Consider the following 14,163-nt stretch of genomic DNA (forward strand, 5'->3'; position numbering starts at 1 on the left):
TGCGTCCACCATACGCCACCTGTCCGGGCGAGACTCCCTGTTCCGGCGCGTGGAAGGGGCACGGCGCGATTCCTCACGACATGCCCCTTCCACGGGTCAGTTCAGCATCAGACCTCGGCGCGCCGCGGCAGCACCCAGCCCGGACGGGCGAAGTGGCAGGTGTACCCGTTCGGGATCCGCTCCAGATAGTCCTGGTGCTCAGGCTCAGCCTCCCAGAACGCTCCCGCAGGCTCGATCGTGGTGACTGCCTTGCCCGGCCACAGCCCCGAGGCGTCGACATCCGCGATGGTGTCGCGCGCGATCTGCTCCTGCTCCTCATTCAGCGGGAAGATCGCCGAACGGTAGCTGGATCCGATGTCGTTGCCCTGACGGTCCAGCGTCGACGGATCGTGGATCTGGAAGAAGAACGCCAGCAGGTCGCGGTACGTCGTCTTCGTGGGGTCGTAGACGATCTCGACCGCCTCCGCGTGACCGGGGTGGTTGCGGTACGTCGCGTGGTCGTTGCTTCCGCCGGTGTACCCCACACGCGTGTCCAGCACGCCGGGCTGCTTGCGGATGAGGTCTTCCATGCCCCAGAAGCACCCGCCCGCGAGAACTGCCGTGTCCGCACCCTCTCGTGTCGTGATGCGGCCGTCGTCAGCGATTCCGTGGACCATGATTCTCTCCTCGCTCCTGCTCTTTTCGCAGGTTCAATCATCTCAACGCGCAGGACCGCGATTTTGGTCCCACGTCCGCGAATCTCCGATGGAGTTATCGAGATCGCTCGTGCACCGGCCCGCTGAGGCGGGAGGACAAGACCACATCAGCGTCGACGATAGACGCCGGACGCACAGAGATCAGTGTGTGCGATGCGCCGGCCACGCACTCCAGCGCCGGAAGATTCGCCGCGAGCACGTCCTCCAGCACGGGGGCGAGACCCGCGGGCCCGAGGATCAAGCACACGGGTCCATCAGCCTCGGAGAACAGGCTGACGATCACCTGGTCCGACGCCCCGCAGAAATCCAGCACGGTGAGCAGCACCTCCCCCGCCAATCGAGCGGTGGCCGGGTCGGAGCTGTCGACCGTGCCGCCGCGCACCTCCAGTGAGACGGACCGTGAGCGCGCCTTCACCAGTGCGAGCGCCAGCCACGGGCTGAGGTTGAGCACGGTCGGGTCGATGAGCAGCAGCTGACGCAGATAGCTCTCCTCATCGGCGCATCGGCGTTGCACCGCAGGGTCGCGCGGGTCCGCCGCACCCATCGCGATCTCGTCTAGCAGCGCCACGGAGGTTCGCGTCCCCACACGGATCCATCGCTCGCGGGCGGTGGTGAGAGCGTTCTGGGCTGCGGTACCGACATCCAGCTCGAAAGCGGTCCACAGCTGCTCGCGATACGCCCCGACGGCGCGCGTGAGCACGGGGACGAAGACTCCCCAACCGGCGAACAGTCCCAGCTGCGGGGCTGCGGCGACGATGGCGCTCAGGAACGAGGAGTGCTGGGTGGTCGCCATCGTCAGCGAGACCGCCGTCACTGCGACGCCGAGGCCCACCAGGGCGAGGGTGAGCGGGATCCCGGATCGATGCGTCATCATCAGGATGACCAACGGCACCGTCCCGACGAGAGCGGGGAAGAACAGCAGCGGCTGCCCGGCGTCGATGATCGCCAGGATCGGCGCGAGATATGCGGCGGGCACCGAGAGCACCATGAGGATGGTCAGCCACAGCGGCGCGGCGCGACGGCGGCGGGCGAACGACCACGCGATCGCGGCCAGCACGGCCAGCGACATCGACACGGCGATGGTGGAGACGGCGATCGTCGACGGGCGGAAAACCGAGAGCACCAGGTCCGCACTGATGATGATCCCGGCCCAGATCCAGCAGCCGGCGACCGCAATCGCCCGGGCATTCAGGTCGGCGCGCTCATCCGGCATCGGAGCCGTGCGCTCCTCGCGCTCCATCCCGTAGACGAGCGTCACTGTCGTCCCCTTACCCGGGGCGCTTCGAAGCGACACGGCGACGTTCGCGTCCTCACACCGGCGAAACACCGACTCGGCCAGGCCACGACCGGGGACCGGCTCACCAGCGAACCCAATGCCGTCATCGCTCACGGAGATCACCACACCCACCGGCTGCAACTCCAGCCGCAGTCGCACGCTCCGAGCCCCCGAATGCTTCGCTGCGTTGGTGACCAGCTCGAATACCGCGCGGACGATCGCACGCGACGCTTCGACCGGCAACAGGGAATCGAACCGCTCGAGGTCTTCCGGTGGGGGGCCGTCGTAGTCGATCGGGAGCGCAGCGTGGTGCCCCACAGCGGCGACCAGCTGTGCCAGCCCACCGTCCTCATCGGCGCGCTGCGGCTCACCGTCTCGAGAGAGACGACGGATCACGGCCGTGTCGTGCGCGGCGCGTCGTCGCACCGCGTCGAGGTTGAAGTCGGCACCCGGGCCGCGGGCGACCAGGCTCAGGGTGTTGATGATCGTGTCGTGCAGCACGCGCGCATCCTCCGCGATCTCCCGTCCCGTGTCGCGTGCGATCCGCTCGGCGCGAGCGCTCTCGCGCGCCCGTTCGGCCTGTTCATCCGCGCGACGAGCAGCACCGTCGATCGTGCTGCGCATGGCTCGGACACCGACGAACAGGATGACGCCGAGCACGATCACCATGAGCCGAACGTGCAGCGGCCAGTCCGGGTGCAGCGTGATCTGCAGCACGAGATGTCCGCCCAGAGCAGCGGCGCCCACGAGGATCGCCGCCCGGGGTCGGAGGATGAGAACCGGCGTGGCGCACGTGATCCCTGCGGTCCAGATGGCCGCGAAGACCATGGTCGACCGCCAGTCCGATACGGCGAGCAGATCAACAGCGATGGCGACGAACGTTGCGATCAGGCACGGGAGCGCGGGAAGCCGCAGCACGGCGCAGAGGAGGCAGGCGACCGCGACGACCGCGTGCACGCCGACCACCCACACCAGCGCGACACCCACCAGCCGGTGGTTCATCAGAGACGCGAACGCCGCCAGAATCACGAAACCGTGCCACACCGCCACGCCGCCCAGCACGGAATGCTGCAGCGTCGCGCTGACGAGTCGGGTCGTGGCGCGCTCGATCGGCACCTCGGCCGTAGGCTCGGTCACCCTTGGGAGTCTAGGCCGGTTCGTCGCCGCGTCTCAGATCGCGCGCATCACTCGAATCCCGTGATCTGCTCATCGGAAGCACGATCCGGGCTCGCGGATTGTGCCGTTGATTTACGCAGTTTGCGTCAAAACAACGCATGACGCCCGTAGCGTTGGTAGTGCATCCACCTGGCACCAGAGCACTTCGTGCAGTAAGAACGGAAACATGAGCGTTGTGATTCGCATGCTGCGCGTGCTGTTCACCCGCTTGCATGTGGAGCGCTCGGAGGCCCTCGACACGGACCCGGACATCTGGGCAGCGGGGGCGTTCATGCGTGCCGTTTCCCGCGTGACGCTGATCGGATGCGCTGCGCTCGCGTTCACGATCGCGCCGCTGGCCATCGTGCGGTTGGGCACCGCAGGACAGGCGTTCGCGACGGCCGAGGTGATCCTTGGCGTGACCATGCTCCTCGCCCTCGTCACACCGATTCCTCCCGCTCCGATCGCGATCGCCGCCTTCGGTCTGGGCGCGATCATCCTGACCCGCGCGCCGGAGCTCGCCGCGCTGGCCTCGGCGACGACGTGGCAGATGAACTTTGCGAGCTTCATGCTGGGAGCTCTCGTCCTCAGCGCAGTCGCGGTGCCTCTGGGCTTGGCCGCGACCTTCCTCTGCGCCATGCTGGTCGCGGCATCTCCCCACGGCGCCGACCCCCGGTTCACCACCTCGCTCGTCCTCATCCAGGTGCTCATCGTGACGGTCACGCGTCTCGCACTCGCTTCCCTCCTGCAGTACGTCAACAACACCGACCGAGCGATCGCCGACAGCGAGCTGGAGCGGAAGGAGGCCATGCTCCAGCGCCAGGCGATCGCCCAGATGAGCGAGCAGATCCGCGTGCTGCACGACACCGCGATCAACACGCTCGGTGCCATCGCAAACGGCAACTCCGGCGTGAGCGACATGGCCCAGGTGCGGGCTCAGTGCGCGCGGGACGTCACGCTGCTCCGCCAGCTGCGCGGAGAACGTCTGAGCGTCCCGGACGATGACATCCTCGACCTGTTCCGCCAGCCCGGCCTGCGCGTCACGCGGAGGGGTTTGGACGACGACGAACTCCGCGCCGCAGCGGAGCAGGTGGGACCGGACGTGACTCGTGCTCTCGTCGGCTGCGTCCGAGAAGCGCAGACGAACGCCATGAAGCACTCGGGTGCGGATGAGATCGAGATCACGACGTCGATCGTCGGCTTGACGCTGCGGATCGCCCTGCGCGATGAGGGCCACGGGTTCGATGTGGCAGCGGTGCTGCACGGAACGACGATCCCCGGCGAGGAGGGACCCCGCGCACGCAAGACGACGGGGTTCGTGTCCTCCATCCACGAGCGCGCCCGAGCGCACGGATTCTCCGCGCGGGTGACGAGCGTTCTGGGCTCGGGGACGACCGTGCTGCTCACGGTTCCGCTGCGCTCCGCGGCGACGGGCGGATTCACCGTCGATGAAGCCGCCGTGCCTGCCTTCCCAGCCGTCGAGTCCGCGGCGCCGCGCAGCACCACCCCTCGCGACGCCGCGACCGTCCTCATCAACCGCGCGGGTGTGTTCTGGGCCACGGGAGCCACCATCGGCAGCGCGGTCCTGCTCATCGCCGGCAGCACGAATCTGCATTTCGCCCTGTTCCCGATGATCGGGTTCATGGTGCTCGCGCTGGTGATCTTCCTGCGAACGCCACCGGGCGCCGCACCAGCCACGACCACGCTGTGGCTCACGCTCTGCGCGTGCGCCGTGTTCCTTCTGTCCGGCGCCGCGAACGAGTTCGGCATGCAGGGCTGGACGCAGTGGAACGCGATCGCCGCGACAGCACCGTACGTGCTGCTCCTCGCTCACGGCGTCGCGCCCCGATTCCTGGCCGCAGCCGGCGCAGCGTGGGCTCTCTGCATCGCCGTCACGGTGGCAGCAGTCGCCGCCGCCTCCACGACCGCGGCACTGGTGACCCTGACCGCGGGAGTCATCGCACTCGCGGTGAGCGCGATGTGGAGCGCGATCCAAGCGCAGGTCCTCCGTCTGAACCGCCAGGCGTCCGCCGCACGAGACACGCTCTTCCACACGCGGATGACCACTGAACTGGCCGCGGGAGCGCAGCGCATCCATCGGCGATGGGTGGACGCGGGTCTGGACAACGCGGTTCGTCTGCTCTCGGCGATCGCGAACGGTGACATCGCCGCCGACGATCCCGTCTCCCGCCAGGCGTGCATCGTCGAGGAGCGATACCTCCGCCAGCTGTCTCAGATCGGCCCTGACCTGGTTCACCTCGGACCGGAGCTGGTGCCCACCCTGCAGTACGCCCGGGCACGCGGCATCGACTACACGCTGCGTGTCACCGGTGCCGACGCAGAGGACGACGCCGCTGCCCGGCGTATCTCGACCCAGATCATCGAGGGACTGCAGCTGACATCTCCCGGCCAGCGCTTCACGGCTTCGGTCTTCCCGACGCGCGACGGCCTGCAACTCACCATGGTTCACGCGACCGAGCAGGATCATCACCCGCTCGACGTCATGGAGCTGGTCTACTCCGGCTCAGACGCCGAGCCCGTCGTGCGCTGACCCCGAGAGCGAGCGGCGAAGCAGCCACACGTTCCCGGTCTCGGTGGCTTCATGGCTGAGTTCGTCCAGAACGGCGACGGCGATCGCGAGGCCGCGGCCGGACACCGCCTCCTCCGATGGCAGCGAGACGCTGTTCCAGTCGATGAGGGCGGGCGGTGCCGTATCGTCGATGCGCGCCCGCAGGTCCTCCGCGTGGATGCCGACGTCCAGCGTGAGCGTCGCCCCGGGTCCGCCATGAGTCACGATGTTCGTCGTCACCTCACTCACCGCGAGGAGAAACAGGGAGCGATCCTCATCGCCGACGCTCGGGTCGTCCATCAGGAACGCGTCGAGATCATCCAGCAGACGATCGAGAAACCGGAGATCGGCCGCACCCGTGCGGTGCAGCGTGCGTGGTGGCTTCCCTTCACGACCCAACGAATGCGGCTTCCACTGACGGGTGGTTGAGCAGCACCCGGTCGAGATTCGTGAGGCGGAGCACGGCCAGCACCGTATCCGGGGCCCCGGCGATGCGCAGGTCTCCCCCGGCCACCCGCGCGCTCTTGAGCCCGCCGATCAACGCACCGAGACCGGATGAATCGATGAAGGTGGTGTCGGACAGATCCACCACGATGCGGGGCGAATCGGCCTCAATCGCATCGGTGACGGCGTTGCGCAACAGCGGCGCACCCGACGCGGTGAAGCGGCCGTCGATGCGGATGACGACGAAGCCATCCCTCGTGGTGCTCGTCAGATTCATGGGCGTCCTTCCGAATTCGAGGTGAGCGTGGCAGCGGGTCCGCGATATCGCGCCGCCTGAACGATGACGCTGAGCACGACGAGGTCATAGAGGACCCAGGCGGTGTTCACGAGAGTACCGGTGCCGTCCGCTGTGCCCACGGCCAGTCGGCTGAGACCGATGACCAGCGCGACCGCCAACAAGACGATCGCCGTGAGCTGCGGCCAGATCCGCCCCCACGGGACGCCTCGGTCATCGCGGCCGTCCTTCTTGGTCACGGCGAACGTGAGCGGGCGAGCGAACCACACGTTCATCGCGGCGCTCCAGCACGCCTGGATCCAGACGGGGAACAGCGCCAGCGAGTACTGCTGCCCTCGCCACGTGCGCATGCCACGGCCCACCACGAGGAAGAGGAGCTGATTCACGAGGAAGTACGGGAGGAATCGCGCGAAGAAGTCCACGCTCCACGCGGAGACGGGAAGCACGCCGGCCACGAGGTAGAGCACGGGGGCCACCAGGTAGATCACGGCGGCGAAGCCGGAGAGGTAGCTCCACATCGTCGCGAAGTACATGATCCGCTGCCCGAACGACAGGCCGCGCTTCACCAGCGGATTATCGCGCAGCATCACCTGCAGGGTGCCCTGTGCCCAGCGCAGTCGCTGGGTGAGCATCGTGCGCAGGTCCTCCGGCGCAAGGCCGTGCGCAAGGAGTTCGTGGTGATAGACGCTGCTCCAGCCGAGCGAGTGCAGCTGCATCGCGGTGGCCATATCCTCGGTCACGGAGATCGTCGCGATGGGCTGGATGGGCTGCGCCTCGTCCGCCCGATCGATGTTCAGGGCAGAGAGCAGGGCTGCCACCGCCTCGATCGCCCCGAGCGGCGAGAGATCGGCGGCGGCGAGGCGGTCCAGGCCGGCATCGTCGACCACGAGAACACCCAGCTCGGAATCGCGCTGCAGGGGAAGCTCTGCGATGACGTCCAGGTCCGACTGGATCGCGGCGAGATCGCGCGACACGACCGACCGGGACGCACTCTCGACGGCTTCGCGCACTCGATAGGTCGCGTCGGCGATCGGGTGACCCCCGGCGATGTCGCGACGGGCGTCGCGGATGTGGCCGAGAAGGTCGGTGAGCTCGCCACGCAGCGCGGCGTCCTCGGTGGTCTTGCTCTCGCGCGCGATCAACTGCTCGGCGGTCCTCAGCGCGCGCCGGGTCGAGTCTGTGACCTCACGCACGTAGCCGATGATCCCGAGTTGCATCAGAGCCTCGCGGCGCAGCACCGCGTTCGAGCCGCAGAAGAACGCGGCGTTCCACCCGTCCTTGCCCTGCTGGATCGGACCGTAGAACAGCGGAGCCTGCGCGCCCAGCGGATCGGCCTCGTCCACGTTGGTGAAGAACTGCGGCGTCTGCACGAGCGCCACCGTGGGGTCATCCGCGAAGTACCCCAGCGTCCGATGCAGGATGAGCGGATCGGGAACCTGATCGGCATCCAGAATCAGCAGGAACTCGCCGTCGGTCTCGAAGAGCGCACCGTTCAGATTTCCGGCCTTCGCGTGGCGTGGCTTGCCGACCCAGTCATCAGACCGGGTGATGTACCCGATTCCGGCCTCCGCCGCCGCAGCCCGCAGTTCCGGTCGCGCCCCGTCGTCCAGGATCCACGTCTCATGGGGGTAGGCGATGCGCTGCGCCGCACGTGCGGTGGTCATCACCAGCTCGAGCGGTTCGTTGTACGTCGTGATGAACACGTCCGCGGTTCCCTGCGGAGCCGACACCGGCAGAGGGCGCTCGCGCGCCCGCCACATGGTCAGGCAGAAGAAGAACGTGTCGATGAGGCTGTACGTCTCGGCGAGCACCAGTGGTACGGCGATCCACCACGCCTCCCAGTTGATCGACGCGAGCCAGCGCCATACCACGTAGTTGCTGCCGAGGATCACGGAGAGCACGGCCAACACGCGGATCACCGCGAAACGCGCGCTCGGTCGTCGGTGCGCGGCAGCGCTCATGCGTCCCTCCGCACGACGAGTGCCGTGATGTCGTCGGTCGCTCGCGGATCGCGCGATCGACGCACCGCTTCCCGCACCGCGCCGTCCGGTCCCAGCTCGCGGAGAATTCGCGTCACCTCGGTGATGGGATCCTCCGGATCGACGACGTCCAGCAGCCCGTCGCTGCAGCAGATGAGGCAGTCACCCGGTTCGAGGATCGTCGCCTCGGGTCGTCGCTCCTCGACGTCACCGCTGCCCATACCGATCGGCAGCCCCAGTGAGCGCATACGCTCCCAGCTCCCGTCCGCACGCACCACGAACGCCAGTCCGTGCCCCGCGTCGACCAGATCGAGGCGTCCGTCCGCGGACAGCTCCGCGTGCACGGCCGTCACGAACATGCCCGTGTCGCCGAGATCGGCGTCGATCAGCCGATCGGCCTCCGCGATCGCCTCCGCGAGGGAGCGCTCGGGTGCGGTTCGCAGCGACGCGCGCAGTCCCGCTGCCACGAGCGCCGGCCCTGTGCCCTTGCCCATGACGTCGGCGAGCGTGATCCGCAGCCGTCCGTCGCGCAACGAGAGATCGAAGAAGTCCCCGGAGAGCTGGCCCCGAGCAGTGCCGGCCGCGGCGATCGTGAAGCCGGGAAGCTGCGGCAGCTCCCGGGGACGCATCGCCCGCTGAACCACCGCGGCGTGATCCAGTTCCTGGTCCTTGGCCAGTTCCGTCTGCACCCAGAACGCCAGGTCCTTGAGCAGCGCCGCCTGGCCGTCGGAGAACGGATGCGGCTGCGTGTCGACGATGCAGAGCGTCCCGACCGGCTCGCCTCCCGGGGCGTACAGCGGGTGCGCGGCGTAGAACCGCAGGTGCGGGTCGCCGACGACGAACGGGTTGGCAGCGAACTCCGGCAGGGCGGTGGCGTCTTCGATCACCACCGCGCGGTTCTCGCGCACGGTGTAGTCGCAGAACGAGTCGGCCCGCGGCGCCTCCGGCCCGTCGAGCCCGATCTGGGATTTGCGCCACTGTCGATCCCGATCCAGCAGCGAGACGCTCACCATCGGAACGCCGAACATCTCCTTCGCCAGCCGCGCTACCCGATCCACCCGCTCATCCGGTGGCGTGTCGAGGATCCCCATCGCGTCCAGCGCCGCCTGTCGTCGCCCCTCATCGATCATGGCGTCCGCCTCGGCAGGCGGGCACCCGTGCACGGGCGAAACCTCTCGTCAGTCACGGAGTCCTCCTCGATGGATCGCTTCGGAGCAGTCAGGAGGATCCTATGCGCTGATGTGCATGAGGCACACCCGCATAACGCGCGGCGCGTCATCCCGCGGCGAAGCCGCTGTCCGGCGCGACGGGAGCACAAGCCGCGCCGAACAGCGGTGCGTGATGCGGAGTCAGAGGTCCTCGACGCGACCCCGCCACGCGCCAGTGGCCTTCCCGCGCTCCTCCATGAACTCCTTGAAGCGCTCCAGGTCCTTCTCCGCCGCGAACTTGTCCAGCTTCAGCATCGCACCCGTGGACTCCACGAATCCCTCCGGCATCCACTCCATCGCCAGCGAGACCTTGGTGCCCTCGCCGGTGGCCATGAAGGTGACCTCACCGTTGTGCATCTTGTCGCCCTCGCTCTCCCACCGGATGAGGCGATCGGGTTCCTGCTGCGTGATCGTCGCGTAGAACGAGCGCTCCACGCCCCCGACCTCCACATCCCAGTGGGTGCGGACGTCGTCGATCTGCTCCACTCTCTTCACCGCGGACATGAATCGAGGAAAATCCTCGAACTGCGTCCACTGGTCGTACACCTCATTGATCGGCACGTCCACGACAGTCGACGCCGACACCTGAGTTGTCATGATGATTCCTCTCGTCGTTCTTCGGACTTCGACGATAGGCAGCGCTCACGGATCCGCGTCTGGGGGTTTCCGACACTCGAAGCAGAAGCTATCCTCGGTTGTCTGTCTCTCGATCCCGGTGATGTGGCAGCGCTCCACGATCGAACACCCGGCTATACAGTGCATCGGCCTCTTCCAGGAGCGGGTCCGCGATCCGTGCAAGCGGCACGACGTCGACCACGAGGGGTTCGCAGTCCGGGCCCCGACCCACCTCACGCCCCGTCAGCACCCACCCGAACGCGCCGTCCCGCTCCCCGAGATGTTGGTACTGCATGAGTTGGCGCGCGAGCCAGTGCGCCAACGGCCGCGACCACCACGCTTCCGGCGTGAGCGGATTGACCGAGAGACCGGGCAGCTCCAGTCCGCTCTCGCCATCGACACTCAGTTCATCCGCGTCATGCCGGGGTCCCGCGCTGTAGCGGACATAAACGCCCGGGTACGCGCGCACAAGAGCCTCGAGGTCATCGAGCGTGCGACAGAGAGTGAGCGCCTCCATGAGTGCACCCTGCCGCAGAGAGCGCGCCGCAGGAACCGGGTTGACAAAGACTGCCGCTCAACACGCAAACCACCGCGCGAACCTCAACCGTCTCGGCGAGCACATCCCGGGAATCAGTCGGCGTGCGCGCCCTCCTGCGCCCACGCCTCGTCACGCAGCGTGATCTCCTCCGTCATGTCGCGGAGGAAGCGGATAACCACCTCACGCTCGGCCGGAGTCAGTCGCGCGGCCGCGTAGAAGCGCTTGGACTGCTGCCGGCCGACGGTCTCCATGGCGGCACGGTGCGTTTCGGGCGTAATGGAGATGGTCAGTGCTCGTCGGTCGGTGGGATGGGGCGACCGCACGATGTGCCCACCTCGCTCGAGGCGATCCAGCAGCTTTGTGGTGGACGCGGACGAGATGCGCAGGTGGTGCGCGATTGCGCCCGGGGTGGCGAACGTGTTGGTGTTCGAGCACACGATCAGGTAGTGCAGCGCCCGCATGTCGGTCTCGTTCAGCTGCATGTAGCGGCGTGACACCTGGGACAGGTGCTGCTCCGCCTCCCGAAGAGAACCCAGCGCCTTCATCAGCTCGGTGATCTGCTGAATGTCCTCCGCGGACACGCCGGATCGATCGACCAGCGTCTGGCGCGGATCGCTCGACTCGATGTTGTAGATGCCGCCGTCATCGGGACGTTCGGCTGCAGCAGTCGATGGCCGTCCCGCCGAGGACGCCCCGAAATCATCCAGGCTCCCGCCCGGCTCTGTGACCATACGGTTATTTTACACAGAAGATGTTTCACACGAGCTTTATTTCTTACCTAGCTAGCAATATGCTTTGTTGAATGACAGCCGGGACGGAGATTCGATGGAACTTGTGACACTCCTCAGCGAGGACGGCACCGAGCTCGGCTCGGCCCGGAAGGAAGACGTGCACACGACCAGCACGCCGCTTCACCTCGCGTTCTCCTGCTATCTGCTCAACGATCATGGCGAACTCCTGCTGACTCGTCGCGCCCTGAGCAAGCGCACCTGGCCGGGCGTCTGGACCAACAGCTTCTGCGGTCACCCGGCCCCCGGCGAGGACATGGCTGATGCCATCCGGCGCCGCGCCGAACAAGAGCTGGGAACGCGGGTCACCGATCTACGGGTCGTTCTGCCGGACTATCGCTACCGCGCGGTCGACGCCAGCGGCATCGTCGAGAACGAGATCTGCCCGGTCTACGTGGCTCGCATCGATGCGAGCCTCCAACCCGAACCCGCCGAGGTCTCCGAGCATGCCTGGATCGACGTCGACGGCGCGACACGGGCGGTGCGTTCCGCCCCCTTCGCCTTCAGCCCCTGGCTCCAGGAGCAACTCCCCCTGCTCGTCCAAGCGAACGGATTCCCACCATGCCCGTCCTGACCGTCGACGAGGATCTTCGCGCCCGCATCGAGGCCCGACTCCGGGAGCAGTTCGCCGCGCGCACCGCCGCAGCCGAGCGCTACGGCGTGGAGTTCGCCGGGCTTTGGCGCACCGCCTCACTGCACGTGCTCGGCGGCAAGCTGCTGCGCCCCCGACTCCTCGTCGCCCTCTACGATTCCCTCACCGACACGTCGGCGGAGTCGGCCTCCACCGCGACCGTGCTCGACCTCGCGGCCGCGATCGAGACGCTGCACTACGCCTTCCTCCTGCACGACGACGTCATCGACGGCGACGTGCAGCGTCGCCACCGACCGAATCTCATCGCCTCATTGCGCGACGAGCACCCGCACCCGTTGTTGGCCCCGCGCGAGGCACTGCACTGGGGACAGACCGGTGCGATCCTGCTCGGCGACCTGTTGCTCTCGGGGGTTCACCAGAGCTTCGCGCGGGCGGATCTGCCGCACGCGCAACGGCTCCGGGCTCTCGATCTGCTGGAGCACACCATCACCGAAACCGTGGCCGGCGAGCAGGCGGACGTCGCGCTCACCGACCAGGTGGTGCCGGCCGATCTCGCCACCATCCTCGCGATGTCGGCCGACAAGACCGCCACCTACACGTTCGAACTCCCCCTGCGGCTGGCCGCGATCCTCGCCGGCTGCTCGCCGAGCATCGAAAGTCACCTGTCGGTGATCGCCCGCCACCTCGGGCTGGCCTTCCAGCTGCAGGACGATCTGCTGTCCGTGTTCGGCGACGCAGCGCGTCATGGCAAGGACCCCCACTCGGACCTTCGCGAGGGCAAGCGCACGGCCCTCATCGCCTATGCCCGCATGACGAGCGCCTGGCGTCGGATCGAGCCGCGCCTCGGGCGATCGGATCTCACGGAGAGCGACGCGCTTCTCATTCGCGCGCTGCTGGAGGAATGCGGGGCACGCACCTTCGTGTCCAACCTCGTGGACGAGCACATCCACGCGGCTCGCAGCCTGATCAACGGCGTCGACAGCGGTGGGCTCCTGCCTGGGGCGGCTCAGCGAGTCCTGTTGGCGATCCCGGAGCGGCTGGAAGGACGAGAGTCATGAGCGGCACCCGCGTCAGTCCCTCCGAGCGCGCCGCCCTGGAGCGGTTCACCGCCACTGCGGAGAGCGCCGCCTCCGGTGTGATCCGCAGCTACTCCACGTCCTTCGGACTGGCCTCGCGCCTGCTTGGTCGGCGGCACCGCCAGCATGTGCGCAACGTCTACGCGATGGTCCGCATCGCGGACGAGATCGTCGACGGCGTCGCCGCGGAAGCGGGGCTCACCCTCCTCGACCAGCAGGCGGCTCTCGCCGAGTACGCGGAGCAGACGCACCGCGCGATGCGCACCGGCTACAGCAGCAACATCGTGCTGCATGCGTTCGCCCGAACCGCGCGGGAGAGCGGCATCGGCACGGATCTCACGGAGCCGTTCTTCTCCTCGATGCGGGACGACCTGGGCTCGGCGGACACGTCGCCGGCGCAGCTGCGCACCCACGACGCCGATTCGCACGCCCGCTACGTCTACGGTTCAGCCGAAGTCGTGGGTCTGATGTGCCTGCGCATCTTCGTGCGGAACTCCCGTGTCTCCCAAGCCGATGACGCGACCCTTCTGCATGGAGCGAAGCAACTCGGCGCCGCCTTCCAGAACGTCAACTTCCTTCGCGATCTCGCCGACGACACCGACCGACTGCGCCGCGGTTACCTCTCCAGCGACGGACGCCTGACACCGGCACAGCGGGACGAATGGGTGCTCACCATCCGCCAGCAACTCGATGACGCCGACCAGAGCATCCCGCTCCTCCCCCGTGATTGCCGGGCGGCGGTGCGCAGCGCTCACGGGTTGTTCGCCGCCCTCACCGATCGCGTCGCTCGCACCCCGATCGAGGTGCTGTACCAGCAGCGAGTTCGCGTTCCCGACGCGCAGAAGGCCGCCATCGCGGCTCGTGCCCTCATCACCACCAGCCTGGAGCGATCATGAACCGTCACGAACACGATCTCCGTCGATGCGTCACGAC

General features: G+C 67.6%; 13 protein-coding genes. 4 read left to right on the plus strand and 9 right to left on the minus strand.

Annotated elements, in window-relative coordinates; genetic code table 11:
• Positions 1 to 107: 107 nt before the first annotated feature.
• Together msrA and ABTV68_RS13155 are read right to left on the minus strand one after the other, a co-directional pair.
• On the minus strand, positions 108 to 656 hold the full coding sequence (gene msrA, locus ABTV68_RS13150; protein ID WP_433674150.1) for a peptide-methionine (S)-S-oxide reductase MsrA: 549 nt from the start codon (positions 654 to 656) through the stop codon (positions 108 to 110).
• 94 nt (positions 657 to 750) lie between these two features.
• A complete protein-coding gene (locus ABTV68_RS13155; protein WP_433674151.1) occupies positions 751 to 3,108 on the minus strand; it encodes a sensor histidine kinase in 2,358 nt (785 codons plus the stop codon).
• A gap of 205 nt (positions 3,109 to 3,313) precedes the next feature.
• On the opposite strand from ABTV68_RS13155, the gene ABTV68_RS13160 reads away from it, so the two are divergent.
• Complete coding sequence (locus tag ABTV68_RS13160) at positions 3,314 to 5,677, plus strand: sensor histidine kinase (RefSeq protein ID WP_433674152.1); 2,364 nt, start codon at positions 3,314 to 3,316, stop codon at positions 5,675 to 5,677.
• On the opposite strand, the gene ABTV68_RS13165 is transcribed toward ABTV68_RS13160, so the two are convergent.
• The 7 genes from ABTV68_RS13165 to ABTV68_RS13195 all read right to left on the minus strand — a co-directional run bounded on the left by ABTV68_RS13165 (position 5,651) and on the right by ABTV68_RS13195 (position 11,505).
• Positions 5,651 to 6,094, minus strand: a complete 444-nt coding sequence (locus tag ABTV68_RS13165) for an ATP-binding protein (RefSeq protein WP_433674153.1) — start codon at positions 6,092 to 6,094, stop codon at positions 5,651 to 5,653. The two genes, ABTV68_RS13160 and ABTV68_RS13165, sit on opposite strands and share 27 nt — an antisense overlap.
• Positions 6,084 to 6,416, minus strand: a complete 333-nt coding sequence (locus ABTV68_RS13170) for an STAS domain-containing protein (protein ID WP_433674154.1) — start codon at positions 6,414 to 6,416, stop codon at positions 6,084 to 6,086. Before ABTV68_RS13170 ends, ABTV68_RS13165 begins: the two co-directional genes overlap by 11 nt.
• A complete protein-coding gene (locus tag ABTV68_RS13175; RefSeq protein WP_433674155.1) occupies positions 6,413 to 8,395 on the minus strand; it encodes a glycosyltransferase in 1,983 nt (660 codons plus the stop codon). Before ABTV68_RS13175 ends, ABTV68_RS13170 begins: the two co-directional genes overlap by 4 nt.
• The gene (locus ABTV68_RS13180) at positions 8,392 to 9,543 is read right to left on the minus strand and encodes a PP2C family protein-serine/threonine phosphatase (RefSeq protein WP_433674156.1); all 1,152 of its coding nucleotides are present in this window, start codon (positions 9,541 to 9,543) and stop codon (positions 8,392 to 8,394) included. Before ABTV68_RS13180 ends, ABTV68_RS13175 begins: the two co-directional genes overlap by 4 nt.
• Positions 9,544 to 9,762: 219 nt before the next feature.
• Positions 9,763 to 10,218, minus strand: coding sequence for an SRPBCC family protein (locus ABTV68_RS13185; RefSeq protein WP_433674157.1), 456 nt, complete (start codon positions 10,216 to 10,218; stop codon positions 9,763 to 9,765).
• An 88-nt stretch (positions 10,219 to 10,306) separates the two neighbouring features.
• Entirely contained in the window at positions 10,307 to 10,753 is a 447-nt protein-coding gene (locus ABTV68_RS13190) for a DUF6098 family protein (protein ID WP_433674159.1), read from the minus strand.
• Between the two features lie 113 nt (positions 10,754 to 10,866).
• Positions 10,867 to 11,505: a MarR family winged helix-turn-helix transcriptional regulator gene (locus ABTV68_RS13195; protein WP_433674160.1), complete on the minus strand. Its 639-nt coding sequence runs from the start codon at positions 11,503 to 11,505 to the stop codon at positions 10,867 to 10,869.
• A 94-nt stretch (positions 11,506 to 11,599) separates the two neighbouring features.
• On the opposite strand from ABTV68_RS13195, the gene idi reads away from it, so the two are divergent.
• Genes idi through ABTV68_RS13210 form a run of 3 tightly spaced genes read left to right on the plus strand, consistent with a single transcriptional unit; the run spans position 11,600 to position 14,126 of the window.
• Positions 11,600 to 12,136, plus strand: coding sequence for an isopentenyl-diphosphate Delta-isomerase (gene idi / locus ABTV68_RS13200; RefSeq protein WP_433674161.1), 537 nt, complete (start codon positions 11,600 to 11,602; stop codon positions 12,134 to 12,136).
• Complete coding sequence (locus tag ABTV68_RS13205) at positions 12,124 to 13,212, plus strand: polyprenyl synthetase family protein (protein WP_433674163.1); 1,089 nt, start codon at positions 12,124 to 12,126, stop codon at positions 13,210 to 13,212. Before idi ends, ABTV68_RS13205 begins: the two co-directional genes overlap by 13 nt.
• Positions 13,209 to 14,126, plus strand: a complete 918-nt coding sequence (locus tag ABTV68_RS13210; RefSeq protein WP_433674164.1) for a phytoene/squalene synthase family protein — start codon at positions 13,209 to 13,211, stop codon at positions 14,124 to 14,126. The genes ABTV68_RS13205 and ABTV68_RS13210 overlap by 4 nt, the downstream gene beginning before the upstream one ends.
• Positions 14,127 to 14,163 lie beyond the last annotated feature (37 nt).

Source organism: Microbacterium gorillae (assembly GCF_050990725.1).
Lineage (GTDB): Bacteria > Actinomycetota > Actinomycetes > Actinomycetales > Microbacteriaceae > Microbacterium > Microbacterium gorillae_A.